Genomic DNA, 24,024 nt, shown 5'->3' on the forward strand with positions numbered 1-24,024 from the left:
CTTTTTTTACGTTTATGCGTAGCAATTTTATGACGCTTTCTTTTTTTACCACAAGGCATACTCAATAAATTTTTTAAATGATTTGTAAATTAAATGTGTTTTACTTTTTTAGTTCTTCAATCCGCTTCTCCAGTTCTCCCCTGAGATCCTTTCGTTGAACCAGTTTTGCCGCTTTAGAGTAAAGCTCAATTGCCTGGCTCTTATCTCCATCCTTCTCATATAAGTCTCCAAGCATTAAAATGGCCTGAAGATTTTGTGGTTGAATGCTTAAAACAGTTGCCAGTCTTTCTTTTGCCTTTTCCTTTTGACCACTCATAAGGGAAGCAGTGGCCAGGGTCATTTGCGCATAAACATTGGTACTATCTTTTTCAACAACCTCTCTGATCTTTCCAATACCTTCCATAGGGGAACCAAGTCCGCCATACAGGTAAGTAGCGCCCAAACCGACTTTTGCAGAATCATTTGCCGGGTTTAAAGCCAACACCTTTTCAAAAAGATCTTTAGCCTGTTCAGCCATCCAATGACGCTGCGGTTCATTATCCTGCTGAGGCAGCTGGTTCAGGAATAATTGGCCTGCAAAGTTGAGATTTTTTTCGGAATTTTCCAATCGGGCGGATTGTGCAGTATACCAGGCAAAGGGTATAAAAGCCTTTGCCGTATCTCTCCAGAAGTGCGCCAATTGATGATATACATCTATTTGCTGCTTCTTAACATCGCCTCTTGTAATGCTTTTTTCAAGCAGATCCAGGCGTAATACCTGGTCCGGGTTTAATTCTTTTTTTGACAATGCAAGCACCGTATCAATAGAAAAACCGGCAATCATATCCTGTTGATCGCCAGCAGGTTCTCCCTGGCTCTGACCATTCATTGCCATAGCAGGCCGGGTACCCGGCTTCTGAGCCGTACGCCCAAATGCCAGGAGCACCACCACAGCAATTGCTGCTACAATTATAGTTATAACCTGAGGTTTCTTCACCTGTCCTTAAATTGGATGGCAAAGGTAACTGCAATTGGCTACAAAATGAAGTTTTTTTGTGGAATTCTAATCATCAGCATCCTCTCCGGGACCTGTATCCGGCTTCGGCTCTACCAGTTTTTTCACTTCTGCCGTAAATTCTTTTGCAGGTTTAAATGCAGGAATGTAATGCTCCGGGATATGGACTGCCACATTTTTCTTAATGTTTCTGCCAATTTTAGCAGCTCTTTTTTTGGTAATAAAACTACCAAAACCCCGGATATAGATATTTTCCCCGGAAGCCAGTGTGTCCTTAACTTCTTTAAACATAGTTTCCAGTGTTACCAGAACATCCACCTTGGGAATGCCCGTTTTATCTGAAATCTTATTTACTAAATCCGCTTTTCGCATAGTTCTTGATATTAAGAGTAGTTCAATACCTAATAGTTTTTGTAAAGTTACAGCAATAAGTGTGCAAAACTTTAATAATTAATTTACAATCAATTATTAATCCAAACTTTACAAAATTTGAAAAAATTTAAAGTAATTTACTAAAAATAACTGAGAACACATTGAATTACAGGAATTTTGATCGCATCTTACTACATTGGAACCAAACGCAGAATAACAGGCAAATGCCCTGGAAAGGCGAAAAAAACCCTTATAAGATCTGGCTGAGCGAAGTGATCCTCCAGCAAACCCGGGTAGAACAGGGGCTTAGGTACTATCATAATTTTATCGAAAATTACCCAACCGTTACCGATCTGGCCAATGCTGAAGAGAAAAAGGTCTTTAAACTATGGGAAGGGCTGGGCTATTACTCGCGCTGCAAAAATCTGATCCAGACAGCAAAAACCGTTAGTACGGAGTTTAACGGGAAATTTCCGGATACCTATGAAGTTATTTTAAAACTAAAAGGCATTGGCCCGTATACAGCCGCTGCCATCGCATCCTTTGCCTTTGACCTGCCCCATGCTGTTATTGACGGTAATGTTTTCAGGGTGCTGTCCAGGATTTTTGGTATCCGGGAGCCCATTGATACCACTGCCGGAAAAAAATTATTTACTGCTCTGGCCGAAAAACTGTTAGATAAAGAACAGCCGGGACTTTACAACCAGGCTATTATGGACTTTGGCGCCACGGTTTGCAAGCCATCAAATCCGCTTTGCAATAAGTGCCCTTTCCGGAATAAATGCGTAGCCTTTCAAAAAGGACTTATTGAAACACTTCCCGTTAAAAGCAAGAAAATAGCTGTACGTACCCGTTATTTTTATTATTTTCTGCCCGCTTACAGGAACCAACTGCCTGTAAGGGAGCGGCTGGGCAGGGATATATGGCAGCACCTTTACGAATTTCCAATAATAGAAACAGATGCAGAAACGGATACAGGAAAGATCATTAAAAAAGCGGTTCAAAATGGCTGGATGGATAAGGCAGCCACGCCTTGCATCAGCCCCGTTTTTTCACAAAAGCTCAGCCATCAGTTGATAAAAGCGGTCTTCATCTCTTATAAAACAAAAACCAGGGATACTGCTTTTAAAAACTATCAATGGGTAACACCTGCCGTCTTACAAACCCTGCCCTTTCCCAAAACCATTACGCAATATCTGAACCGGTTTTTAGCAAGTAGGGAATAGTAAGTGCGAACCTCCGGATGTAGTTTATGGTCGATAGTCAATAGAGCCTGGGACTGAAAACTGATCCGGATAACTATCAGAACTTATTTTCTCATATTTCAAATTTTGCATCTTCAGCAAATAGTAATGGTTAATGGAAGTGCCAATGGCAGATATAAAAGCCCGGACACCTGATATCGGGCATCTCAATCCCCGTTTCCGAATACCCGATTCCCTGATAACTGGCGGCTGGCAACTAAAAAGTTTTGTTTATCCACCCAAAAAAATTAATTTTAGTTGGATTTTGTGTGAACCTTCGTAATTAAAAACAGGAATTATATACTATGAGAGGCGTTAACAGAGTTATGCTGATTGGAAATTTAGGAAAGGATCCGGATGTACAGACATTAGAAGGAAACATTGCGGTAGCAAAATTTCCGCTGGCTACAACAGAAACCTTTAAAGACCGAACCGGCAAACTGATCTCCCAAACTGAATGGCACACCGTTGTATTATGGCGAGGGCTGGCAGAACTGGCCCAGAAATTTTTACATAAGTCAAGTTTGGTTTATATTGAAGGAAGATTGAGAACCCGCAGCTGGGAAGATAAGGATGGTGTAAAAAAATATGTTACGGAGGTGGTTGGTGAAAACCTGATCATGCTTGACAAAAAAGCAGAAGGAACTCCCTCGCCGGACGAACAGGCGGGCACAGGCCTGGAAGGTTTTGACCTGCACCCGTTTTAAAGGATATTTGCGGCCCGCATCAACTATATAAAACCCGTTTACGAAAACTCAAATTTTGGAGAACCTGTCTAACGTATTTCTTTTAGCGGATATGGCGCAAGGGCAATTGCCTGTAGGCATACAGAATGCTACCTTTTTAGGAGTGGCATTAGGGCTGCTTGTTATTATTTCATTTTCCATTGCAGGTTCCCAGGCAGCCATTTTTTCACTGGATGAAAAGGATATTGATGTCCTAAAAACCAAGCAACAGACTTCAGCAAAAAGAATTTTGAATTTGCTCGAAGAGCCAAAAGAGGTTTTTACATCCATGCTGATTGCAAAAACACTGGTAAACATCTGCATCATTGTTCTGGCCAATTACCTGATCAACTATTATGTTCCGGCGCAGTACCTGGACACGATATGGGGCATCTTTTTAAAATTTGTGCTCATAGCATTTTCTATCCTCTTTCTTGTGGAAATATTTCCCCGTGTTTGGGCCACACAAAACAATCTGCGCTTTGCATTTGAGTGGCCGGTGCTGATCATGATCGTTGAATTCATTTACCTGTTGCTGAGACGCATCAGCCGGTGGACAGTAGCGCTGGCGGATAGCTTTGGACGTACCGTTGGCGCCAATAAAGCAGAAGAGACCAATATTCAGGAACTGGATGAAGCTATTGATATCCAAACAGACGAAGTAACTCCTGAAGAAAAGAACATTATGAAGGGCATCGTAAAGTTTGGAAAAATATCAGTGAAGAAAGTAATGCGTAGCAGGCTGTATGTAAGCGGCGTGGAATATAATACCCCTTTTGAAGAACTGATCCGGCAGGTTGAGGAACTGCATTATTCAAGGCTGCCCGTTTACAGGGGTGATATGGATCAGATCGCCGGTGTTTTAAATACCAAAGACCTGATTCCTTATTTACTGGATGGTACTCCTATAAAGGACTGGCATGAAAAGATACGGCCACCTTATTTTGTGCCGGAAACCAAGCTGATTGAAGATCTGCTGCTTGATTTTCAAAAAAAGCGGATTCATTTTGCGGTTGTGGTAGATGAGTTTGGTGGTACCAGCGGTATCGTAACCATGGAGGATATTATTGAGGAGGTTATCGGGGAAATAAAAGATGAGTTTGATGATGAAGAGCTGCTGATCAATAAAATTGACGACAATAATTACATTTTCGAAGGCCGCACCATGCTGCACGATATGTGCAAGGCCATGAAGCTGCCTATTGAAACCTTTGATGAAGTGCGGGGCGACAGTGAATCCCTGGGTGGGTTGATCAATGAACTTTCCGGTGAGCTTCCTCACGCGGGAGACGTGGTAAAAACCGGCGACTTTGAATTCACGGTTATGGAAACCGAACGCAACAGGGTAAAAACGGCAAAAATTACGATTACCCACAGCAAGGAAGATTAAGAGCGCACATTCCATATAAAAAATCAAGAGCACCCGGAGGCGGGTGCTTATTTTTGTAAAAAAACAGCCATGATCATTATTGAAAATAAACTGATAAGTGACGATGTTATTGAGAGCGCGTTTGTTTGTGACCTGTCTCACTGCAAAGGCGGCTGCTGTGAAGATGGTGATGCCGGAGCTCCTCTTAATAATGAAGAGCTGAAGATTGTGGAGCAATATTATGAAACAGTTAAGCCTTATCTTACCCGCCCGGCCGTTAAGGAAATTGAAAAGAAGGGAAAATACGTATTTGATGATGAATTCGGCTGGGTAACGCCTACCCTGCCCAGCGATAACGAAATTTGTGTTTATGCCTTCCGGGAAAAAGACGGGCTGATCAAATGCGCTTTTGAACAGGCCTATAATGAAGGGCTTATTCCCTGGAAAAAACCCATCAGTTGCCATCTTTACCCGATCATTGCCTATAAAGGAAAGCATGGCGATTATGAACGCCTGAATTATGAGCCCAGGAAGAAATTATGCAGCCCGGCCTGCACACTGGGCGCCACCTTACAGGTTCCTGTTTATAAATTCCTGAAAGAGCCTATTATCCGTAAATATGGTGAGGAATTTTATGATGTGCTGGACCAGATGGCAAACAGGCATGAAGCAGCAACAAACGAACAGGTATAAATATGAGCAGGCAGCAGGCATTGGTAATAGAAAAACTCAGCTACAGCTATAAAAAGACTTCCAGGCCAATTATACAGGAGCTCAGCCTGAAGGTAAAAAAAGGCAGCCGCTTTGGTTTGTTTGGGCCCAACGGGGCTGGTAAAACCACTTTAATGAGCCTGATGACGGGCTTGCTCCCTTATTATTCCGGGTCTGTAAAATTGCTGGACGCAGAAGTAAAGAACAATAAGGAATTCATAAAGCATACTATTGGTTTTGTACCACAGGACTTTTCTTTTTATGAAGAACTGACCCCTGCGGAAAATATGGAGTTCTTTGGTGCCTGGTACGGTCTCAAAAAAACAGCTATAAAAAGCACTACACAACACCTGTTAAAGGTAATGGGGTTGAGCGCCATGGCTAACAGGCCGCTGAAAGAATTTTCCGGCGGCATGAAACGCCGTGTAAACCTTGCCATCGGCGTAATGAACCAGCCGGCCATCCTGTTTCTGGATGAGCCTACTGTAGGCGTTGATGTACAGTCCCGCAACGCCATCATTTCTTTTCTGAAAGAGATCAATGCGGCAGGTACCACACTTGTCTACACATCGCACCAGCTGAATGAAGCAGAAGATCTTTGTACAGAAATTGCCCTGATCGATGGAGGCGGCATCATTACCCAGGGAACACTAAACAACCTGCTGGAGCAGCACCAGCAGGACGGATTGGAAGGACTTTTTTTACAGCTGACAGGAAGGGCATACAGAGACTGATTTACCAACGGAAGGATGCCAGACAGCTACAGATCCTGTTTGCATAAAAGAATCTGTTCATTTTCGTTAAACTTTGACCATCCCGGTCATTTAATACGGTAATTCCTTTTTTTGGCATAGTTATTTGTGTATCTTTATTCTAACAACTATAATTGTAAACCTTAAAGATACAATATTATGAATAAGCTAATTACAGGCTTCGCCCTTGGTCTTTTAGTAGGCATTCTGTATGCCCCGGAAAAGGGAACCACTACCCGCCAGCGCATAGCGGATAAAGGAAATGACCTTAAAGATCAGTTTGCTGACTTTATTGATAACCTGGCTGGCCGCTTTGAGGACCGGGCTGATGAGCTTGAAGATTATGTACATGAAGAAGCAGAAAACATAAAGGCAGAAAGCGTTTAATTTTGCTTAAACGAATGGTGAAAACCCTGCGCAATGAAGCCGCAGGGTTTTTGTTTTTCCTTGTTGCAACCAGCCGGTATCCATTTATTTGTGCTGCAAAAAACAGATCCCGGAACAAGTCCTGGATGACATCTTCAGGGTGACCATAAGCGGGTTTGTCATCACCTCATTGATTAGCTCTCCTATCAAAAACTCGCCATGACATTCATTTTTGATAACGTCCAGCTTACTTGTCATTTCATAAATCATAAAAGCGTTGCTTTTATGATTGCCTCAGCCTGGCATATCTTCACCTTCTCCAGGCGAAATTTAAAAGTATCTAAATGGCATGGGCAGCTCTTTATTAAATAAAATCCATGGTATCGTAATGCGCTTTTAAGATCTTACCGGAATCTGCTGCCAGCCATTTTTCCAGCACAGTAGCGTATACATTCTTAAAATCCACATTGTATTTCAGATCGCCCTGGTTCAGATCTTCCAGGTCCGGCATCGGGTTTAAGAGCCCTTTTTTCTTTAAGCCACCGCTTATTAAAAACATGTTATTGGCGGTACCATGGTCTGTTCCGTTACTGGCGTTTTGCGCCACACGCCTGCCGAATTCTGAAAAGGTGAATAACAGCACATCCTCCATACGGCCATTCTTTTTCAGGTCGTCCGTAAAAGATTTCACGGCATCGCTTAGCTGTGTAAACAGCCTTGCCTGTTGTGCCTCCTGGCCTACATGCGTATCAAAGCTTCCTAATGAAATATAATACACTTTCGTGTTGATGTCGGAAAAGATCAACGAGGCAATTGTCTTTAATCCGTTTCCGAGCTCTGTATTAGGATAGCTGCCCGTTGACGGATGCAGCCTGCTTTGCTTAAAAATATAATCAGCGGAGGATAATGTTTCCGCTAATGTTTTATATAAATAGTCTACCGGTTTTTCATCATGATGATCACCAGTGTGAAAACTCTTGTTCATTTCTCTGAAGTATTTTTCATTCGATGTTCCAAAAAGGCGCCTGGGGTCTTTAACGGCTAACGCGTTGTTCTGCTCCCCTTTCAGGGCAAGGCTTAATACATCATCAATTTCGAGGGCCTGAGTGGGTTTATCGCATCCATGACATTGTGCATCCAGGTATCTTCCGATCCAGCCGTTGTTCCAGTATTCATTGGACTGACTTGCAGAATGCCAGATATCCATGCTCCTGAAATGGGAACGGTCGGGGTTGGGATAGCCTACATTATTTAAAATTGCCATATTGCCTTCATCATAAAGCGTTTTGAGGGAAATCAGCGCCGGGTGCAGACTTACCTCATCCGTCAGCGCCAGGGATTTATCTTTTTGCACCCCTATGCCTGGTCTTGACCTGTAGTAAATATCATTGCGAACGGGGATCACCGTGTTCAATCCGTCATTGCCGCCGCTGAGTTGCAGCACCACTACTACTTTATTCCCTGGTGGAACTGCCGCCTGTGTTTCCAGTGCCTTTAAGAATTTTGGCATCATCAATGAAGCCGTTGCAAAAGAGCTTGCATATAAAAAATCCCTGCGCTTAATGAGCAGGCCGGAACCAGTATGACTTTTATTTAAGAAAGAGGCGCTTTTTTTGTTCATGGTATTGAGTTTAACACATTTGATATTCCGGGGTGCTCATCAACTGGACGGTGGCGGACCGGATGTATGCCCCACGATCTGAAGAATCAACATATTTTGCAGCCACCTGATCTGCATTTGCCGCATTCACCTGGAACAGACACCCGGAAATGGCAGAAAAAAGATCCTCCCGTTTTACTTTATCAAATCCGGACACATACTGTGCCCAATCAATTTTTGCATTGATCAGACCGGCACCAGGTTTAGCCGGTTGCTTTTTAATTTCCTGCTTTGCAGCAGGAATATTAGCAAGCCCATCTGCTTTACGCCCCATCATCACATCATCATCCTGCTTGGGTTTTACATTCAGCAGATCTTTGTCATTAAACAGCTGTGGAATCCGCAGCCGCATCATTAAAGTGCTGCTGTCGATCCATGATCTTCCGCCCGGCCATCCCGCCACATTAGGCGGATATAACAGTTGCTGGCCAAGGATCCGCTGAAGGTTCATCAATGCATTATCATTATCCAGCCGCATAGGCACCATACGCTGAATACCCACCAGCAGCTCTATGGGCGATTTGATTCGGATGCCGATGTTTTTTTCATCATAGAACCAGTCTGCAGTAAATATCCTGCCCATCAGCTTACCAATATCATAGTCTTTATAAAAGGAATCAGACAGATCCTGCACAATTGCTTTATCTACATTTTCATTTACAAAAAACTTATAGATCTTTTCCGTTATAAACCGGGCTGTTTGCGGATTGTCTGCAATAATGTCCAGCACCTGATCCCCGTCAAAATTGCCTTTTTTGTCAAGAAATGTTTTTATACCCTCATCGTGCTGCTTCTTTATAAAATTAAATTCGCCCCTTGCGTTGGCCGTCCACCCCGTAAAAGCCCGTGCGCCTTCTTTAATATCCGTTTCCGTATAATGCCCGCGGCCTAAAGTAAACAGCTCCATTACCTCACGGGCAAAATTTTCATTGGGATGCCCTTTCTTATTTTGCTGGTTATTGAGAAAATACAGCATGGCAGCTGATTTGGAAACTTCTTTCAGCAGGGCTCTGAAATTGCCCAGCGCATTTTCACGCAATGTGTGCAGGAAAAGCTGGTTGTAAAAAAGATTGCCGTTCCGACAGGCAAAATGCCCGTGCCAGAAAAAGGCCATCTTTTCACGCAGCTGCGCGGCGCTGCCCACCATTTCCTTCAGCCAGTACAGATTGAGGTCCTTTACGCCCTGTTGTTGCTTGCGGTTCAGTATTTTTTTATCGTCCGTCGTCAGTTTGGACCGTTGTGCAGGATCCAGGTAGTTTTCATACAATGCCAGCAGCTCATCGCTTGCTATATTGATGTATTCCGGCTTTTTGGCTGATGCTTTTACCAGTGCCTGATAATACTCCTGCGGCGTATATTTTGCCAGCTCCTGTAACTGTTCTACCGCAGGCCCAAAACCTGCGCGCCACAGGAGATGCTGATTTTTTAGCTGATTATTCACCACCATAAAGCTGCTTTTTAATGGTAGACACCTTAAAAAGGGAAAAGTTTAAACGGGCTTTAAAGCTTAACAAATACTGTTTGACGTGTTTTTTGGCTTTTAAAGCATACCATAACAGTTCCTCAGCCTTATTGCACCGTGTTCAGGCAAACTATGATGTAAAATATTTTTTGCAGCTAAAATCATGCGGGCTTTTATAACCTGCGAATACCGTGCATTTTTATGCATGGGCAAATGTTGTCCAAACAGCCCGGCAACCAACTAATTATGAGCAAGAGCTGCTATTGGTAATGAAGCGCATTAACAATAAAACCACTTATGTATACGGGTTCTCAACGGAAGTGCAACAACTGCAGCCGTTAATTAAAATTGGCGAAGTGGGTAATTTGTTGTACCTTTTATAGATTAAAATGTGTTGCTATGAAAAGTTATCACATCGTTTCACGCCTTGCCATTTACCTTCTTGCCGCCGTTCTGTTTGCTTTTGGTATTTTTCATTTCTTGCATCCCCGTGAACTGCTGGTAGCCGTGCCCACTTTTTTACCTGGCGGGATCATATGGGTAAAACTGGTTGGTGCAGCCTTTATATTAGTGTCTATTTCCTTTGTTACCAACCGGATGGTGAAACTGGCGGCCTATTTACTGGCGTTGTTGCTGCTCATTTTTATCCTTACAGTACATCTGCCTAACTGGATCAACTCCGGCAATGAAGAGTCTACCATGATGGCCATGACGAACCTGTTAAAGGATACGGCCATATTTGGCTTTGCCCTGCACATTGCCGCATCGGCGCATCACCAGCGGCTGGATCTGACGGATGATGATTAACCGGCTGGCCGGCAATAACGATCCCGTTCAAGAGTAACCAAACATACCGGCTGCCTGTAATTTATGCACTGCAGCTTTATAAAAAGGAGTCTTTTGCCTGAGCCTGCTTTTTATACAATATCCGTATTTTTCATTTTTTAAGCAGCCTGTTTATCCCGCGTTCCATTTAAAAAAAATAGATTTGCACAAAACCCATATTTCATGAATTATGAAACATTGTTGACCAGTGTTGAGGATGCAATCCTGACTATAAAAATCAACCGGCCGGATAAATTAAACGCGCTGAATAAGATAATGCTGAGAGAACTGGAAACAGCATTGAGCGAGCTCAACCGCAACACAGAAATAAAGGCTGCAATGATTACAGGCAGCGGAGATAAAGCATTTATTGCAGGTGCCGATATCTCTGAATTTTCTTCTTTAGATGCAGCCGGGGGAGAGCTGCTCTCAAAAAATGGCCAGCGCCTGTTCTCAAAAATTGAAACTTCTGTAAAACCAATTATAGCTGCCGTAAACGGCTTTGCTTTGGGAGGTGGTTGTGAGCTGGCTATGGCCTGCCATTTCAGAATAGCCAGTGAAAATGCAAAATTCGGGCAGCCGGAGGTGAACCTGGGGTTATTGCCCGGTTATGGCGGCACACAACGGCTGACGCAATTAATCGGCAAAGGCCGCGCATTAGAGCTGTTACTGACCGGCAATATGATTGATGCGGTTACGGCTTTTAATTACGGCCTGGTGAACCATGTGGTGCCACAGCCGGAGTTGCTGATCAAAGCAAAGTCCATCTTATCGCTTATTAATACAAAAGCGCCTTTAGCCGTTGCAGGCTGTATTGAAGCAGCCAATCTTGCTTATGCGCCGGATGGGGAAGGATATAAAAGCGAGGCTGCATTATTTGGCAACCTGATTGCCACTGAAGACGCTAAAGAAGGCATCAGCGCGTTCCTGGAAAAACGCAAAGCCTCTTTTAAAGGAATATAAATTTACAGCCCCTTTAAATATTCGCTAACATTAAACCGGTTCGGCGCATTCCTGTTCTGGCGGAAAAATCGGTCGCAGTTCTGAAGCGAGGCTTTCAACCACCTGTTAAAAGGGATGAGCTTTCCTTCCGGACCCGGATGAAACAGCTGGCCGGCTTCATCTCTCAAAAACAGAAACTGGTCCACTCCCTGCATGTCTCCGTAAGTAAATCCCTGTATCTGGTAATAGGGAGAAGTTTCTGATGGCCTTTCCAGGATCTGAAAATGCAACTGCCCCGATTTTCCGGTAACCGGCTCTTCCAAAAAAGCCGTATAAATTTTTGAGAGAACGTCCATGGCATTCATACTATCAACAATTGCCTGCTCCTGCCGGTTATAATGAAAAGGATAAGGAAGAAAGCCCCCGTCAACAGGCAGGTCTTTATCAGACTGCCGTTTGCTCATTAACGGAACCGTATCTCCCTGCCTGTTGATATATACTTTTTCCCCATTGCTGCTCAAGGCTATGGAGGGATGCTCCGGATCGCTTTCCCTGTCCAGGTAGCAGCCATTGCAGGCAGATGCGTACCCATAATTAAATGGCGAAGCCCAATCCCATTGCGGTTGTATAATGATCTGTCCCTGCAGGTTTACAAAACCCACTTTGCCTTTATCCACACAACGGGACAAGCCTTCTACAAAGTAATCGGGACCATTATCAAAAGCCATCGGGTGAAACAGGAAATTCCCCCTGCGGTCATAGGTACTGCCAAACGCATATGCTGCGGCACTATCCCGGCGATGCCGCACATCCAGCAGGTTGATCAGCGAGTCAGTAATGGGTGCTCTCAAATTAACATCATAATAAACATGCCCTCTTGCGGGAATAATAATTTTACCCGATTGATCTTTTACGCCCAGCAGCATACTCCTGGGATCCTGGAAATAATAAAGCTGGTGCTGCGCAAATAATACTGCCGGTGAAAGCAGTGCCAGGAGAACAATATAAAATTTTATTCGTTTCATAACTTCCGTTTAAAACATTTTACCACACAAACAAAATGAAGATTGAAGGTAATTAAAGTTTATTAATGATACCTTTGTAAACTGATCATCTATTTAAAAAACAAGAATATGGATTACAGAATTGAAAAAGACACGATGGGTGAGGTAAAAGTACCTGCTGATGCATTGTATGGCGCCCAAACCGAACGGTCTGTTGAGAATTTCCGGATTGCTACCGATATTAATAAAATGCCCAAAGAAATCATCAGGGCCTTTGCGTACCTGAAAAAAGCAGCAGCAAATACCAATTATAAGGCCAAGGTGCTGGATAAGAAAAAGGCGGTACTTATCGGCAAGGTCTGTGATGAGATCCTGGAAGGAAAACTGGACGACAGTTTTCCACTGGTGGTATGGCAAACGGGCAGTGGTACGCAAAGCAATATGAATGTAAACGAAGTGATCGCTTACCGCGGGCATGTGCTCAATGGTGGTAAGCTTACTGATAAGGAAAAATTCCTGCATCCCAATGACGATGTCAATAAATCGCAAAGCAGCAACGATACCTTTCCTACGGCCATGCATATTGCGGCTTATAAGATACTGGTGGAAGTAACAATTCCCGGTATTGAAAAACTAAGGGATACACTGCAAAAGAAAAGCAGGCAGTTTCTAAAAGTGGTAAAGATCGGCCGTACCCATTTTATGGATGCCACCCCGCTTACGCTGGGGCAGGAAATAAGCGGCTATGTATCCCAGTTAAACCACGGACTGAAAGCCGTTAAAAATACATTACCCCATTTGGCTGAACTGGCACTGGGCGGCACTGCCGTTGGCACAGGCATCAATACTCCGCCGGATTATGCCAAAAATGTGGCAGAAGAAATTGCAAGGCTTACAAAGCTGCCCTTTAAAACTGCAGAAAATAAGTTTGAAGCGCTGGCAGCACATGATGCCATTGTAGAGGCGCACGGTGCCTTAAAAACAGTTGCCGTAAGCCTGATGAAGATCGCCAATGATATACGCATGCTGTCCTCCGGCCCGCGCAGCGGCATCGGTGAAATTCATATTCCGGATAACGAACCCGGCTCTTCCATTATGCCGGGCAAGGTGAACCCGACACAGTGCGAAGCATTAACAATGATCGCGGCACAGGTGCTGGGCAATGATGTGGCCATTAACGTAGGTGGCGCTACCGGCCATTTTGAACTGAACGTGTTTAAGCCCATGATGATCTATAATTTCCTGCACAGCGCCCGCCTGATCGGGGAAGGATGTGTATCTTTTAATGATAAATGCGCCACGGGTATTGAGCCGATCAAAGAAAATATTAAAAAGCACCTGGACAATTCCCTGATGCTGGTAACTGCGCTGAATACAAAGATCGGTTATTATAAAGCAGCAGAGATTGCGCAGAAAGCCCATAAAGAAAACACCACCTTAAAACAGATGGCCGTAAAGCTGGGCTATCTTACAGAAAAGGAATTTGATGAGTGGGTGGTTCCCTCAAAGATGGTAGGGAAAATATAGCATTTGATTCTGGGCCTGAATTAAGAATTTGCGCTGCAAAAACAATGGAAAAAGAGTATCGTCATCTAGCGCAGCCCAGTCGAAAGGTCTTCTTAATTGGAGAAGCTGCCCCATCCACCGGCCGGCGGGGGCTGGCTGTGCTGTCAACGACAGATTACATGATACGGTGAAAACCAATTATACTTTAGTCATGCTGAATTCCCGCCCGGATGAGCCCGGACGGGTATTTCAGCATCTATGTATAGTATCACTCAACAGACCTGAAGCAAAACAGATCCCAGAACAAACCCGGGATGACATCTTCAGAGTGACCAATCCTATCTTCTTCAAAAGTATCCTATTTTCCTGTGCCGGAATCTTTTTTCAGAATTCCCGATTGTTGCATGAAAAGAAAATAAAGCAGCCCCTATTTTTTCCTTTTTCAGACTGTGTATGCTTCTGCTTTGTATTTAATATTGCTTATGACTCCAATATGCCGCCCCTACAGGGCTTAAAAGCCATAAAAGTTTTTTTTACAAAAATATTTGCCCAATGGGGCTATAGTTCGTAAGAGTTATGACCTTGTCAGGACTCAGGTTCAGTTACAGCCGCATTATCAGGTACAATAGTGGTGTCCTTCACTTTACGATAAAACTTTTTCTGGAACACCAGCAACGCAATCACGCCTGTTGAAATAGCCATATCAGCAATATTAAAGATGGGTGCAAAAAATTCAAACGGTTCACCACCCACCCATGGGAACCAGGAGGGGTAGTGGGTTTTTATCATAGGAAAATACAGCATATCCACCACGCTTCCATGTAAAAAAGAGGCATACCCATGACCGCCGAACTTAGCAATACCTTCATAACCAATATAATCGCCAAAAGCAGGGTCAAAATGCAGGCCTTTGTCAAAGATCATGCCGTAAAACATACTGTCAATAAGATTACCCAGTGCCCCGGCATAGATCAGCGCTACGCAGATCATAAATCCACGGGTGTATTTTTCCCTTGCAAACCGTACCAGCAGGAAAGAGCCAAAGATAACCGCAGCCAGGCGAAACAGTGTCAGGGCTACTTTACCCCCTTCATTCCCGAACTTCCAGCCCCAGGCCATACCGGAGTTTTCAATAAAATGGATACGTGCCCAGTTCATTCCAAAAATGCGGGTCACTTCCCCTATGGGATAATGTGTTTTTATATAGATCTTCACCACCTGGTCTACAACCAGGATCAGTAGAATAACGATAATTGATGTACTTAATTTCCCTGCTTTCATCCGTAGTTTTTTATAGCATTGATGCCAGGCAGCGCTTTATAGTATACCTAATGATATACGCCTTCTGTTATGCCCTGTTTCATGCGGGGGCAAAGATACGGTTAAAAGAAAAAGTAATGATTGGTTTGTACAAACAACAACTGCCTGAAAATTGAGGGTAAGCGCATAAATTGACTTTTAACTATGATTGTCTAACAATGCCACAAATGCACGAATAAACAAGAAAGAACATTTTATTTATTCATGCAATTGCGGCAGCATACAGAAATACCGACCGAATTTTCTTAATTTGGAGTCGTTTTATTATCAACCAGCGTCATATGAAAATAAAAACGTTACCATTTCTATTATTATGTACATTACTCATAATATCCGTTATTGTTTCCGGACAAGCCAATCTGCAATTGTCTTCCTGGGCCATGGGTCCTTTTATACGGCCCAATCCTGCCCGGCCGGTTATTACCCCGGATCATCAAAGAACATTTACAGATCCTATGTCCGGCAAAAAGGTAACCTGGATGTCGAATGCGGCTTTTAATCCGGCCGCAGTTGTTAAAGACGGAAAAATCATTGTGCTCTTTAGGGCCGAAGATATTACCGGGAAAAATAAAATTGGCGGACATACATCGCGCATTGGGTTAGCGGAAAGCACAGACGGCGTTACACTGAAAATCAGCCCGGTGCCTGTTTTATTTCCGGCCAAGGATGACCAGAAGGAATACGACTGGCCGGGAGGCTCTGAAGACCCCAGGGTGGCCCAAACGGAAGACGGCACTTATATAATGTTTTATACTTCCTGGAATATGAAAACACCCCGGCTTTCAGTTGCCACCTCCAAAGACCTGTTACACTGGACCAAGCACGGCCCGGCCTTTAAAGCTGCCTGGAACGGGCGCTTTGTCAATATGGCCAGTAAATCGGCTTCTATTGTAACTGAGTTGAAAAACGGTAAACAGGTGATCGCAAAAGTGAATGGAAAATATTTAATGTACTGGGGAGAGCATTTTGTAAACCCGGCCACTTCTGACGATTTAATTAACTGGACGCCCCTGCTGGATGATAAAAATGAGTTACAGCGATTGATAGCGCCCAGAAGCGGTTATTTTGACAGTGATCTTACCGAATGCGGCCCACCGGCATTGATTACTGATAAAGGCATCCTGTTATTATATAATGGGAAAAACAGTGAAGGCAACAGAAGGGATACCAGCTATGCTGCACACAGCTATTGCGCAGGACAGGTTCTGTTTGATAAAAACGATCCCACAAAAGTGCTGGCCCGGCTGGATAAGCCTTTCTTATATCCAACAGAACCATTTGAACAATCCGGCCAATATGCCGCGGGTACTGTTTTTATTGAAGGTATGGCCTATTATAACAACAAATGGTTCTTATACTACGGCTGTGCCGATTCAAGAGTGGGCGTAGCCATTTTTGATCCTAATGGGATAAAATAATATATTCAGTTTTGGGGAGCAAAGTAGACCTGGAGACCTGTAGGCGCTTATATACCCCTCTACAGAGATGCACTGGTGGAGAAATTTGTGCGGTTTTGAAAATAAAAGCAATTCCCTGCAAGAACCAGGAGCAAGGCAACCAGTGCGGGTAGTCTCTGTGTAAAAAATATTTTTTATCTGCTGTTACAGTGCCGTAAACGCCGGCAATAACCACATAGCTTAAAAAGAAAACAGCAATGTTGCAGTGCCATCCCGGGTTTTGGATAAAGAAGGTCCATATTAGACCTGCTGCAAGAAAACCATTATAAAGCTCCTGGTTGGCTGCAAGGCCTTTTGTTGGTGGAAATAATTCTTTGGGCGGTTTTTTTAATACGCGGCACCAATTGTTGTCCACGCAACATTTCAAACCAAAGTATATAGCAATGAAAAGCAGCAACCAGCCCTATTAATAGTTTTGTTAATAGTTCCCATAGTTTCATTTTTATTCCTGCTACAGCGCGTGGAAGTACACGCCCCGAAAAATGTTATGCTTCAAATTATGCTGTTTACAAACAATACCGGCCTGGCTATCCCCCTGTTGTTTATTTGTTTGCAACCACTTATTTTAAAGCTACTTTTGCATCCTGTTTTAAAACGCCTCTATAAAACTATTAAAAATGACCTTAAAAGAGCAAAATAAAATAAGGCTGGAGCGTATTGCAAACATTGCCACCCAATGGATAGGGTCTACCTCTTCTTTGGTGTTTCATACCTTATTGTTCATTGTAGCATTCCTGCTGCCCGTACTCCACATTATGGAGTTTGATAAAATGCTGCTGGTACTTACCACCATTGTTTCCCTGGAAGCTATTTACCTGGCTATTTTTATACAAATGTCCGTAAATAAAAACAGCCAGGACATTGAAGAAATTCAGGAAGATATTGAAGAGATACAGGAGGATGTGGAGGAAATTCAGGAAAACGTAGAAGAATTGCAGGAAAATGTGGATACAGAAGCAACCCTTCTCACAAAAGAAACACCCCCGGTAATTGCAGCAATGTCTCCAACGGATGAAAAACTGCAACATATACAGTTGCTGTTACAGCAATTGCAGCAGGAAGTAGCCGCGTTAAAAGAAGCACATTAATGCAGGCGATTTCATCCTTTACCAGGTAAGCTACACGGTAGCGGTGCAGTTCAAAGGCCCGGTAATTAAAGGATCAGCCTATCCGTTGTTAAGCGCACGGGCTTTGAGGAGTTTTTTAGGGAAATTAAGAGGCAGGCTTTCGTCAAAGGGTATTAATATTTTTCAATAGATGTTTGATATTCTTACCTATTTTTACAATAGTGTTTTTTGTTTCAGGTGACAGGGAGGCGCGGGGGAGACGGAGGTAAGCTGTAATCTTGCGTGCACCATTCGTTCGCACAAGTCACCTTCTTTAAGAAATGCCTTTTCTAATGATATTATTTGCTGTCCCAGCAAATAAGTGTTACCCTTAAATAGACTTTGCAATACGTTACCGCTAATTTCCGCATCTTCATGCTCTATATCTTTTTAAAAAGTATCATAAATAGCGTGTTGGGAGTTTTGTTAAGCTCATCAAATCGCAGGGGAAAGCGATGATTACGATCCCACTGCGGTAGTTTGTTCGTACGCAAAAAAACCTCATAATCTATCAATAATTCTTCTAACGAAGCCCAGGCAACATTGGCTAACTTTAGCGGAAGCCATACTTGCCTTAGCAATATTTTATTTTCCTGAGCGGGCCGCCTGTATCATCTGCTCTTTGGTGCGGTCATATTTGCTAAAGTAGACGCCGTTGTAAAAATAATGGGTTGACTTACGTTTTTTGGGAACAAAGGCGACCTTGGAAGACGAGCAGGCACCTATTCTATAGCCCCGCAGCCTTGCCTGCCCGAAAGGGTTAGAAACAGGTCGCCCGGCAAATACAAGCTACCTATATATAGCCCCTATCGGGGGTTAATATGAATAGATATGGAAACAGCACATTATAACAAGTCGCATAGCGGCGGCCTGTTAGCACCTGAAAAATGCGTTTAACCTGTGATTGACATGGTATAAATACCCTGCAATTTTGTGGGACAAGGGCGACTTGGGGAACAGGCAAGATTGCTACCACCCCCATAGCCATCTGGATTATTATTGGTACAATAAAAAATCATTTTTACTTTGTGGCAGTTTTTGTTTTAAACCCAATGGGATTGCGTGGCCCGGGATGCAGCTTTTCATCCATAATTTCCTTTATCAATTCAAAAATAGTTTCAATTTCACCATCGTGCATTTTTGCGCTATGACCCATATTAATAAGTTTTTTGTCCAGTTGTTCCAACTTTAACAGTATATCCTGATTAGCAAGCAGCGCTTCCCGCGAATGTTGACTTCAATAGCAGTATCGCTATTTAATACATCAGACAACGTTGGGCAACTTGCGCAACCCCATTTATTCTTTATTGGATGTCACATTCTGTGATTTCCATTGATAAAAGCTGCGCGTGGTCGGTTTTGGGGTACCAGGTGGGGTGTGGTAGCTTTTTGTAGAACAGGGCAACCTGGAAAACAGAAGCAGGCAAGACCCATAAGTTATACACGGAGTAAAGATCTTATAGCTCTTTTATTTTGGCAACCCCGGCTTATGCGCTTAGCCAGGATAAAAAATCGGTGATCTTTGTTTTGTTAAGAACCAGGTCTGGCGCATCGTTCACTTTTAAACGGATGATCAGCTTGCGTGCATACCCCTGTATTACCTCATCTATAGCTTCCCTGTTCACCAATATCTGCCGGTTGACCCTGTAAAACCGGGTGCCGCATATTTTTTCTATGTCTTCAAGCGTTTTGCTTACACTATATTTATCGTTGTTTAACGTAGTCAAACGGAGCGTTTTGTTTTCTGTAACAAAAAAAGCCACATCTGAAATCTTCACGGGTTTTATTTTATCGCGATATTTTACCAGTAGTGAAGTGGGCTCTGCTACCCTGTTTCTGATCACCTGTGTAGCCAGGTACTCATAATCCAGCACATTCTTTACCGCGCTCCTGTGCAGCCCGCGGAATTTATTGATGGCCTCGGCAATATCGTTATCCTTAAAAGGTTTTAAAATATAGTCAATACCGTTTGCTTTAAATGCCTGTAAGGCATACTGGTCATAGGCAGTAATAAATATTACCGGCGCGTTCATTCCTGCATTTTTAAAGATCTCAAAACTTTGCCCGTCTGCCAGGTGTATATCGCAAAATATAAGATCCGGCTGCTCCGTTCTTTTAAAAAAATGAACGGATTCAGATACACTGGAAAGTATTTGCATTACCTGCGCATCCGGTGCAATTTTAGCCAGGGACTCTTTCAGAAACTCCGCAGTGAGCGGTTCGTCTTCAATGATCACTACTTGCATTATCCAAAACTTTTAGTGTAACACGAAACAAGTCTGTTGTTTTTTCAATAACAATTGCCTCTCCCTGAAGCAGTTGATACCGCTCCGAAAGATTCTGAAGTCCTACACCCTCTGTACCTCCCGCGTCCCGCTTTGGCTGAAGATTGTTTTCAATAGTGATGGTTTTGGTTTTTATATCGCCTGTTACTTTTATGAACAAAGGTTGTGCCGCCGTAAAAATATTATGCTTCAACGCATTTTCTACCAGTAATTGTATAGAATAAACGGGCAGGCTGCTATGCAGCAGCTGGGAAGGCATGTCTGTTGAAAATTTAAGCGCATCGCCAAAGCGCAGGTTTTGCATTTCAATATAATTATTTACATGCCCCAACTCTTCAGCTACCGGAACAGTAAACTGGTTAATGGAATAAACAGAATAGCGCAGCAGTTCAGAAAGCCGGTTGATGTAAGCATCTGCCTTTAAAGGATCCTTTTTTATAAGCGCTTTAACTATCGTAAGCGAATTGAACAGGAAATGCGGCTGCAACTGCTGTTTTAAAAGATTGTGCTTGGCCTCCAGGTTTGCCATCCGCAATGAATCATTTTCCTTTTCAGTCCTTGCTTTTTTGCTCCTGAGCACAATGATGTCCAGCAAAATAAGGATAATGACATTTACAGCCTGCGCCTGTAATAAAGGGAAAAAGAAAAAACCTATCCGGTCATGCATAATACCGGGTGCCGGCGGAAAGCCGAGATGCCGTTCTCCATAAACGCCATAAACGGGCCGGAACATGGGCGGAAAATTGTGTTTGGGCAACCTGTGCATCCGGAAGTTGTGCAACAGGAGGAAGCCGATCAGCCCAAAGAACAGCACGCTCAGAACAATACGCAGCCAGCCAAAACGGGGCACTACATATCTTGTAAAAAGATATAGCAGCAGGGTATTGAGGCCCCACAAAACAAGGATTGTTGCAGCAATGGTCAAAAAGCTATGCCATACTTCTCCCCGGGTAAACCTGACGAAAAACGATGCGTGACCGGAAAACAGGGCCGGCATGGGAACCGCCCCGAAAATACCAAATAAAGGCACCGTGATTAACGCAATAACGATGATGGTTTTATACGGGATCTCCTGTTGTTGAATAGTCATCATTTTCTACCATTGCAGTATTGCCGGCAAAATTAGGGGGCCGGTAAAAGCCATAACCAGAATTAGCCATCTTTTAACAGAATGCATATGCCGTTACCGGATATCAGTTTCCGCCAAGCCTTGACCGGAACCAGATGTCCTTAATAGTAAACCCTAATGTAAACCGGGTATAGCGCTCCTGCACCTGGCCCGCGCTGCTGAACCCGCGCAGCCCAAATTCCAGCCCCGTATGCAGGTAAAGATTCCCTGACAGATTATACCCGCCACCCATGGTTACTGCATACTCCCATATTTTAGCCCCATTCAGATAAAAATAGCTGTTCTGCGCGTTTAACCCCATGCCCAGGTAATACTTTTCATACGATGTGTTTGTTAATGTATATTGAGCCTGCTTGGCATATTCCCAACCTGCGGCAAAGCGTACAGAAGGTGCTGTATAAGAGTTTGTATAATTAATTACCTGGTATGGCCAGTGATAATAATCTGCTTCCAGCGAAATACTTAACCCCTGCCGGTTGGTTGCCGTGTACCCAAGCCCTGCGCTTACCGGCATTTTAAACAGCGCTTTTCCATCGCTCTGCGTTAAAAAAATACTGTCCGCCTGTACATAATCGGTCTTTGCATATCCTTTCAGGCTGGTTCCTGCTGACACTGTAAGCCCCACCGTGTGTTGCCATCTTTTGCCGGGGCGGGTGTAATACTGTAGGCCGCCCAATACAGATGCTCCGCTATAAAAACTGTATTCTTCCTTTGTTATATCCAGGTTGAGCAGCGCATCTGTATACGTTGTATTTTTTTGGGTGCTGCCAAATAAATAGGAAGCGGTAATACCGGCAGACCAGTTTTCCCCCAGTACATACCCAAAGGAGCCATACACCTGGTTAATGCCGCCTGAACCTTCTATTGTTTTGGAATAGCCGGCAGTTCCATCGCTGTAAACCGCATTGGGCAGCTCATATTTGTAGTTTACGGAGCTATAAGGCCTGAGGCCAAAGGCAAACGCTGTCTTGGCAGAATTCCGGAACGCCATAGTGATACGCCTAATAACAAAGTCTTTGCTCACAGCCGATAAAGTGTCCTGACCAACAGATTTAAAGGCACTTATCCGCCCGCTGCCCATCAGTTCAAAATTCATTACTTTGGGCGCCAGCGATGTAAGGGATGCCGGGTTGGAAAAATTATAGCTGATTGCGTTGCGGCGGGAGATACCAGTACTGCCGCTTACAGAATACCGGCCCACATCTTTTGTATCTATATCCCCAATACCCAGTATGGAATAAGGCGAAGTAACGTTTTGCGCCTTTGCCTTTTGCATACCCAGCAGTTGCGTAAGCAACAGGATACCCACAATTAAAACCCCCGCTTTATGTGAACTATAGCCCAAGTACATATAATTTCAGTCGTATATCCGGATCATCCGCTTTATTGAAGACCGCCAGTCTTGATGTTTCACTTTTATAATTATTGTTAACCGCACTTAACAGGAGCGCTTTGGTGGAAAAACGCCCTTCATCTATTAGGGTATTAATATAACTGGTAATATCAAACGTGTATTTGGTGCCGTTTTCTACCAGGCTATTGACCACCAGGTTGCCGGTCTGGGGAGTCTGCGCATCTAAAGGATCAGTTACCACAGCGCTCACCTGGTTATTAAGATTACTGATGTAAAGCCACAATTGCCCCGGCAACTGATAAGGGTAGGCGTTACCGGTGCTATTGACCCTTATTTCCAGAACGGCCTTTACTACTTTTACATAAAGATAGGTTTGCTTTACGTTCAGAATGTCCGGAAACGTTATTTTAATATAGGAAGGCAAATAGTTGCTGAGCAATGCGGTATTTTGCATTTCCGTGCTTTCCGTTATAGTTGATTTCAGCGGGGAAAAAGAAGCCATTGGGGTTCCTGTATAATTATAGCTTAAATGATTGAACTGCTTGGAAGCATTATAAGTAAGGTCAAAATATTTGTGCTCATTGTACAGCCCTTTTAATGTATAATAAATTCTTATAAGCCCCGCACCGGAAGCCCCGCGGAACTGGAACAGGGCCTTATTATAGCTGCTGTCCGTTGCAATGCAGATTCCTTTTAAATAAGTTCTGAAACTGTTCTGATTGCTGCTAATGTTTACATTGTTCCTGATCTGGTCAAAAAGATCCTGAGCAAAATCATCTGCCAGTTTTAAGAACAGGGAGTCTTTTCTTAATGGCGCTACCCGTGTATTGATGGTAGCTATTGCATTGCTGTTATCATAAGCAATAGTTGCCGGGTTATAATAGGTGGCACTGGAAGCGGTATCGTCCCCTATCAACCTGGTGAGCTTATATACATTCAGCCGGAAGGGCGCGGTAGTATCTCCATAATAGTTTCCATTGGGCACCAAAACAACAGCGGCAGAGTCCAGTATCACATTCTGGTCTTTAAGCGGATTTTGAGACGGGTGATTGATCTCGGCAAATGCCATTCCACTGGTTTTTCCAAAAAGAGGATCAGCGTGTGTGCCCAGCACAAACAGGCTATCGCCGGTGGTTGCAAAGGTATCCAGCTTGTAGGTACTGAGGGCTACGGCATAGTTATCCCAATACGTAACGTTCGGGTCTTCCGTTATGGAGCTATCCGTAAAAAGGACATCTGCTTTGTTGCATGCCCAAAACATGCCCAGTACCATTAATATACAAATACCCGTTATCCTCATATACCTTTTATAGATATACCACGAAATAGTAGTAACGTGGTTAACGTTTTTTTAATAAAAAGGGCAATTAATAGGAATATTAACTGCCCATTCCCTGAATTATGCTTCTATGCTATTAGTGAAGCACAAAAATTTATATTC

At 43.5% G+C, this 24,024-nt stretch carries 24 protein-coding genes; 12 read left to right on the forward strand and 12 right to left on the reverse strand.

Annotated features, from left to right (window positions below; translation table 11 throughout):
* Positions 1 to 100: 100 nt before the first annotated feature.
* Together A8C56_RS19805 and A8C56_RS19810 are read right to left on the reverse strand one after the other, a co-directional pair.
* Positions 101 to 976, reverse strand: coding sequence for a tetratricopeptide repeat protein (locus tag A8C56_RS19805; protein WP_067759930.1), 876 nt, complete (start codon positions 974 to 976; stop codon positions 101 to 103).
* 66 nt (positions 977 to 1,042) lie between these two features.
* Positions 1,043 to 1,366, reverse strand: coding sequence for an HU family DNA-binding protein (locus tag A8C56_RS19810; RefSeq protein ID WP_067759935.1), 324 nt, complete (start codon positions 1,364 to 1,366; stop codon positions 1,043 to 1,045).
* Positions 1,367 to 1,527: 161 nt separating this feature from the next.
* Between A8C56_RS19810 and mutY the strand changes: the two genes are divergently transcribed.
* The 6 genes from mutY (at position 1,528) to A8C56_RS19840 (ending at position 6,554) form a co-directional block, all read left to right on the forward strand.
* Entirely contained in the window at positions 1,528 to 2,592 is a 1,065-nt protein-coding gene (mutY, locus tag A8C56_RS19815) for an A/G-specific adenine glycosylase (protein WP_067759938.1), read from the forward strand.
* Between the two features lie 323 nt (positions 2,593 to 2,915).
* Positions 2,916 to 3,317 (forward strand): single-stranded DNA-binding protein, encoded by a 402-nt coding sequence (locus tag A8C56_RS19820; protein WP_067759941.1) that lies wholly within the window; start codon positions 2,916 to 2,918, stop codon positions 3,315 to 3,317.
* A 55-nt stretch (positions 3,318 to 3,372) separates the two neighbouring features.
* Positions 3,373 to 4,725: a gliding motility-associated protein GldE gene (gldE, locus tag A8C56_RS19825; protein WP_067759944.1), complete on the forward strand. Its 1,353-nt coding sequence runs from the start codon at positions 3,373 to 3,375 to the stop codon at positions 4,723 to 4,725.
* 69 nt (positions 4,726 to 4,794) lie between these two features.
* Positions 4,795 to 5,397 (forward strand): DUF3109 family protein, encoded by a 603-nt coding sequence (locus tag A8C56_RS19830; RefSeq protein WP_067759947.1) that lies wholly within the window; start codon positions 4,795 to 4,797, stop codon positions 5,395 to 5,397.
* A 2-nt stretch (positions 5,398 to 5,399) separates the two neighbouring features.
* Positions 5,400 to 6,149, forward strand: a complete 750-nt coding sequence (locus tag A8C56_RS19835; protein WP_067759950.1) for an ABC transporter ATP-binding protein — start codon at positions 5,400 to 5,402, stop codon at positions 6,147 to 6,149.
* Between the two features lie 177 nt (positions 6,150 to 6,326).
* Positions 6,327 to 6,554, forward strand: coding sequence for a YtxH domain-containing protein (locus A8C56_RS19840; protein WP_067759952.1), 228 nt, complete (start codon positions 6,327 to 6,329; stop codon positions 6,552 to 6,554).
* A 343-nt stretch (positions 6,555 to 6,897) separates the two neighbouring features.
* On the opposite strand, the gene A8C56_RS19845 is transcribed toward A8C56_RS19840, so the two are convergent.
* Both A8C56_RS19845 and A8C56_RS19850 read right to left on the reverse strand, forming a co-directional pair.
* Complete coding sequence (locus A8C56_RS19845) at positions 6,898 to 8,154, reverse strand: DUF1501 domain-containing protein (protein ID WP_067759955.1); 1,257 nt, start codon at positions 8,152 to 8,154, stop codon at positions 6,898 to 6,900.
* A gap of 10 nt (positions 8,155 to 8,164) precedes the next feature.
* A complete protein-coding gene (locus A8C56_RS19850) occupies positions 8,165 to 9,640 on the reverse strand; it encodes a DUF1800 domain-containing protein (RefSeq protein WP_067759957.1) in 1,476 nt (491 codons plus the stop codon).
* A 206-nt stretch (positions 9,641 to 9,846) separates the two neighbouring features.
* Between A8C56_RS19850 and A8C56_RS19860 the strand changes: the two genes are divergently transcribed.
* The 3 genes from A8C56_RS19860 (at position 9,847) to A8C56_RS19870 (ending at position 11,443) form a co-directional block, all read left to right on the forward strand.
* Positions 9,847 to 10,038, forward strand: coding sequence for a hypothetical protein (locus A8C56_RS19860; protein WP_067759963.1), 192 nt, complete (start codon positions 9,847 to 9,849; stop codon positions 10,036 to 10,038).
* A 16-nt stretch (positions 10,039 to 10,054) separates the two neighbouring features.
* Entirely contained in the window at positions 10,055 to 10,462 is a 408-nt protein-coding gene (locus A8C56_RS19865) for a hypothetical protein (protein WP_084490298.1), read from the forward strand.
* 201 nt (positions 10,463 to 10,663) lie between these two features.
* Positions 10,664 to 11,443 carry an enoyl-CoA hydratase/isomerase family protein gene (locus A8C56_RS19870; protein WP_067759967.1) on the forward strand — a complete coding sequence of 260 codons (780 nt, stop codon included), beginning with the start codon at positions 10,664 to 10,666 and terminating at the stop codon, positions 11,441 to 11,443.
* 2 nt (positions 11,444 to 11,445) lie between these two features.
* Here the strand turns inward: A8C56_RS19870 and A8C56_RS19875 are convergent, their stop codons facing one another.
* Positions 11,446 to 12,447, reverse strand: coding sequence for a WG repeat-containing protein (locus A8C56_RS19875; RefSeq protein WP_067759970.1), 1,002 nt, complete (start codon positions 12,445 to 12,447; stop codon positions 11,446 to 11,448).
* A gap of 108 nt (positions 12,448 to 12,555) precedes the next feature.
* Between A8C56_RS19875 and fumC the strand changes: the two genes are divergently transcribed.
* Positions 12,556 to 13,953: a class II fumarate hydratase gene (fumC, locus tag A8C56_RS19880; protein WP_067759973.1), complete on the forward strand. Its 1,398-nt coding sequence runs from the start codon at positions 12,556 to 12,558 to the stop codon at positions 13,951 to 13,953.
* 564 nt (positions 13,954 to 14,517) lie between these two features.
* Here the strand turns inward: fumC and A8C56_RS19890 are convergent.
* Complete coding sequence (locus tag A8C56_RS19890; RefSeq protein ID WP_067759981.1) at positions 14,518 to 15,213, reverse strand: lipoprotein signal peptidase; 696 nt, start codon at positions 15,211 to 15,213, stop codon at positions 14,518 to 14,520.
* A gap of 320 nt (positions 15,214 to 15,533) precedes the next feature.
* Here A8C56_RS19890 and A8C56_RS19900 point away from each other — a divergent pair, with 320 nt between their 5' ends.
* Positions 15,534 to 16,670, forward strand: coding sequence for a glycoside hydrolase family 130 protein (locus A8C56_RS19900; RefSeq protein ID WP_067759987.1), 1,137 nt, complete (start codon positions 15,534 to 15,536; stop codon positions 16,668 to 16,670).
* Here the strand turns inward: A8C56_RS19900 and A8C56_RS19905 are convergent.
* Positions 16,654 to 17,064, reverse strand: a complete 411-nt coding sequence (locus tag A8C56_RS19905; protein ID WP_245645602.1) for a DUF1304 domain-containing protein — start codon at positions 17,062 to 17,064, stop codon at positions 16,654 to 16,656. The genes A8C56_RS19900 and A8C56_RS19905 overlap by 17 nt on opposite strands.
* Positions 17,065 to 17,326: 262 nt before the next feature.
* Between A8C56_RS19905 and A8C56_RS19910 the strand changes: the two genes are divergently transcribed.
* Entirely contained in the window at positions 17,327 to 17,797 is a 471-nt protein-coding gene (locus A8C56_RS19910; protein ID WP_067759991.1) for a DUF1003 domain-containing protein, read from the forward strand.
* A gap of 1,039 nt (positions 17,798 to 18,836) precedes the next feature.
* Here A8C56_RS19910 and A8C56_RS25350 read toward each other — a convergent pair.
* The 5 genes from A8C56_RS25350 to A8C56_RS19935 all read right to left on the reverse strand — a co-directional run bounded on the left by A8C56_RS25350 (position 18,837) and on the right by A8C56_RS19935 (position 23,883).
* Positions 18,837 to 18,971, reverse strand: a complete 135-nt coding sequence (locus tag A8C56_RS25350) for a hypothetical protein (RefSeq protein WP_262492437.1) — start codon at positions 18,969 to 18,971, stop codon at positions 18,837 to 18,839.
* Positions 18,972 to 19,302: 331 nt separating this feature from the next.
* Entirely contained in the window at positions 19,303 to 20,061 is a 759-nt protein-coding gene (locus A8C56_RS19920) for a LytR/AlgR family response regulator transcription factor (RefSeq protein WP_067759997.1), read from the reverse strand.
* Positions 20,042 to 21,193 (reverse strand): sensor histidine kinase, encoded by a 1,152-nt coding sequence (locus A8C56_RS19925; RefSeq protein ID WP_084490299.1) that lies wholly within the window; start codon positions 21,191 to 21,193, stop codon positions 20,042 to 20,044. The genes A8C56_RS19920 and A8C56_RS19925 overlap by 20 nt, the downstream gene beginning before the upstream one ends.
* 100 nt (positions 21,194 to 21,293) lie before the next feature.
* Positions 21,294 to 22,574, reverse strand: coding sequence for a hypothetical protein (locus A8C56_RS19930; RefSeq protein WP_157098040.1), 1,281 nt, complete (start codon positions 22,572 to 22,574; stop codon positions 21,294 to 21,296).
* Positions 22,564 to 23,883, reverse strand: a complete 1,320-nt coding sequence (locus A8C56_RS19935; RefSeq protein WP_084490300.1) for a DUF4270 family protein — start codon at positions 23,881 to 23,883, stop codon at positions 22,564 to 22,566. Before A8C56_RS19935 ends, A8C56_RS19930 begins: the two co-directional genes overlap by 11 nt.
* Between the last annotated feature and the right edge of the window lie 141 nt (positions 23,884 to 24,024).

Origin of the sequence: Niabella ginsenosidivorans (assembly GCF_001654455.1) — a bacterium.
Classification (GTDB): Bacteria; Bacteroidota; Bacteroidia; order Chitinophagales; family Chitinophagaceae; genus Niabella; species Niabella ginsenosidivorans.

Bases quoted from the DNA above. Each gene is read 5' to 3' on its own strand.
- A8C56_RS19845 (WP_067759955.1), bottom strand. From the start codon at position 8,154: ATGAACAAAAAAAGCGCCTCTTTCTTAAATAAAAGTCATACTGGTTCC.
- A8C56_RS19835 (WP_067759950.1), top strand. From the start codon at position 5,400: ATGAGCAGGCAGCAGGCATTGGTAATAGAAAAACTCAGCTACAGCTAT.
- A8C56_RS19850 (WP_067759957.1), bottom strand. From the start codon at position 9,640: ATGGTGGTGAATAATCAGCTAAAAAATCAGCATCTCCTGTGGCGCGCA.
- fumC (WP_067759973.1), top strand. From the start codon at position 12,556: ATGGATTACAGAATTGAAAAAGACACGATGGGTGAGGTAAAAGTACCT.
- A8C56_RS19890 (WP_067759981.1), bottom strand. From the start codon at position 15,213: ATGAAAGCAGGGAAATTAAGTACATCAATTATCGTTATTCTACTGATC.
- A8C56_RS19910 (WP_067759991.1), top strand. From the start codon at position 17,327: ATGACCTTAAAAGAGCAAAATAAAATAAGGCTGGAGCGTATTGCAAAC.
- A8C56_RS19875 (WP_067759970.1), bottom strand. From the start codon at position 12,447: ATGAAACGAATAAAATTTTATATTGTTCTCCTGGCACTGCTTTCACCG.
- A8C56_RS19840 (WP_067759952.1), top strand. From the start codon at position 6,327: ATGAATAAGCTAATTACAGGCTTCGCCCTTGGTCTTTTAGTAGGCATT.
- A8C56_RS19920 (WP_067759997.1), bottom strand. From the start codon at position 20,061: ATGCAAGTAGTGATCATTGAAGACGAACCGCTCACTGCGGAGTTTCTG.
- A8C56_RS19925 (WP_084490299.1), bottom strand. From the start codon at position 21,193: ATGATGACTATTCAACAACAGGAGATCCCGTATAAAACCATCATCGTT.
- A8C56_RS19865 (WP_084490298.1), top strand. From the start codon at position 10,055: ATGAAAAGTTATCACATCGTTTCACGCCTTGCCATTTACCTTCTTGCC.
- A8C56_RS19900 (WP_067759987.1), top strand. From the start codon at position 15,534: ATGAAAATAAAAACGTTACCATTTCTATTATTATGTACATTACTCATA.
- A8C56_RS19830 (WP_067759947.1), top strand. From the start codon at position 4,795: ATGATCATTATTGAAAATAAACTGATAAGTGACGATGTTATTGAGAGC.
- A8C56_RS19870 (WP_067759967.1), top strand. From the start codon at position 10,664: ATGAATTATGAAACATTGTTGACCAGTGTTGAGGATGCAATCCTGACT.
- A8C56_RS19810 (WP_067759935.1), bottom strand. From the start codon at position 1,366: ATGCGAAAAGCGGATTTAGTAAATAAGATTTCAGATAAAACGGGCATT.
- A8C56_RS25350 (WP_262492437.1), bottom strand. From the start codon at position 18,971: ATGGGTCATAGCGCAAAAATGCACGATGGTGAAATTGAAACTATTTTT.
- A8C56_RS19935 (WP_084490300.1), bottom strand. From the start codon at position 23,883: ATGAGGATAACGGGTATTTGTATATTAATGGTACTGGGCATGTTTTGG.
- A8C56_RS19820 (WP_067759941.1), top strand. From the start codon at position 2,916: ATGAGAGGCGTTAACAGAGTTATGCTGATTGGAAATTTAGGAAAGGAT.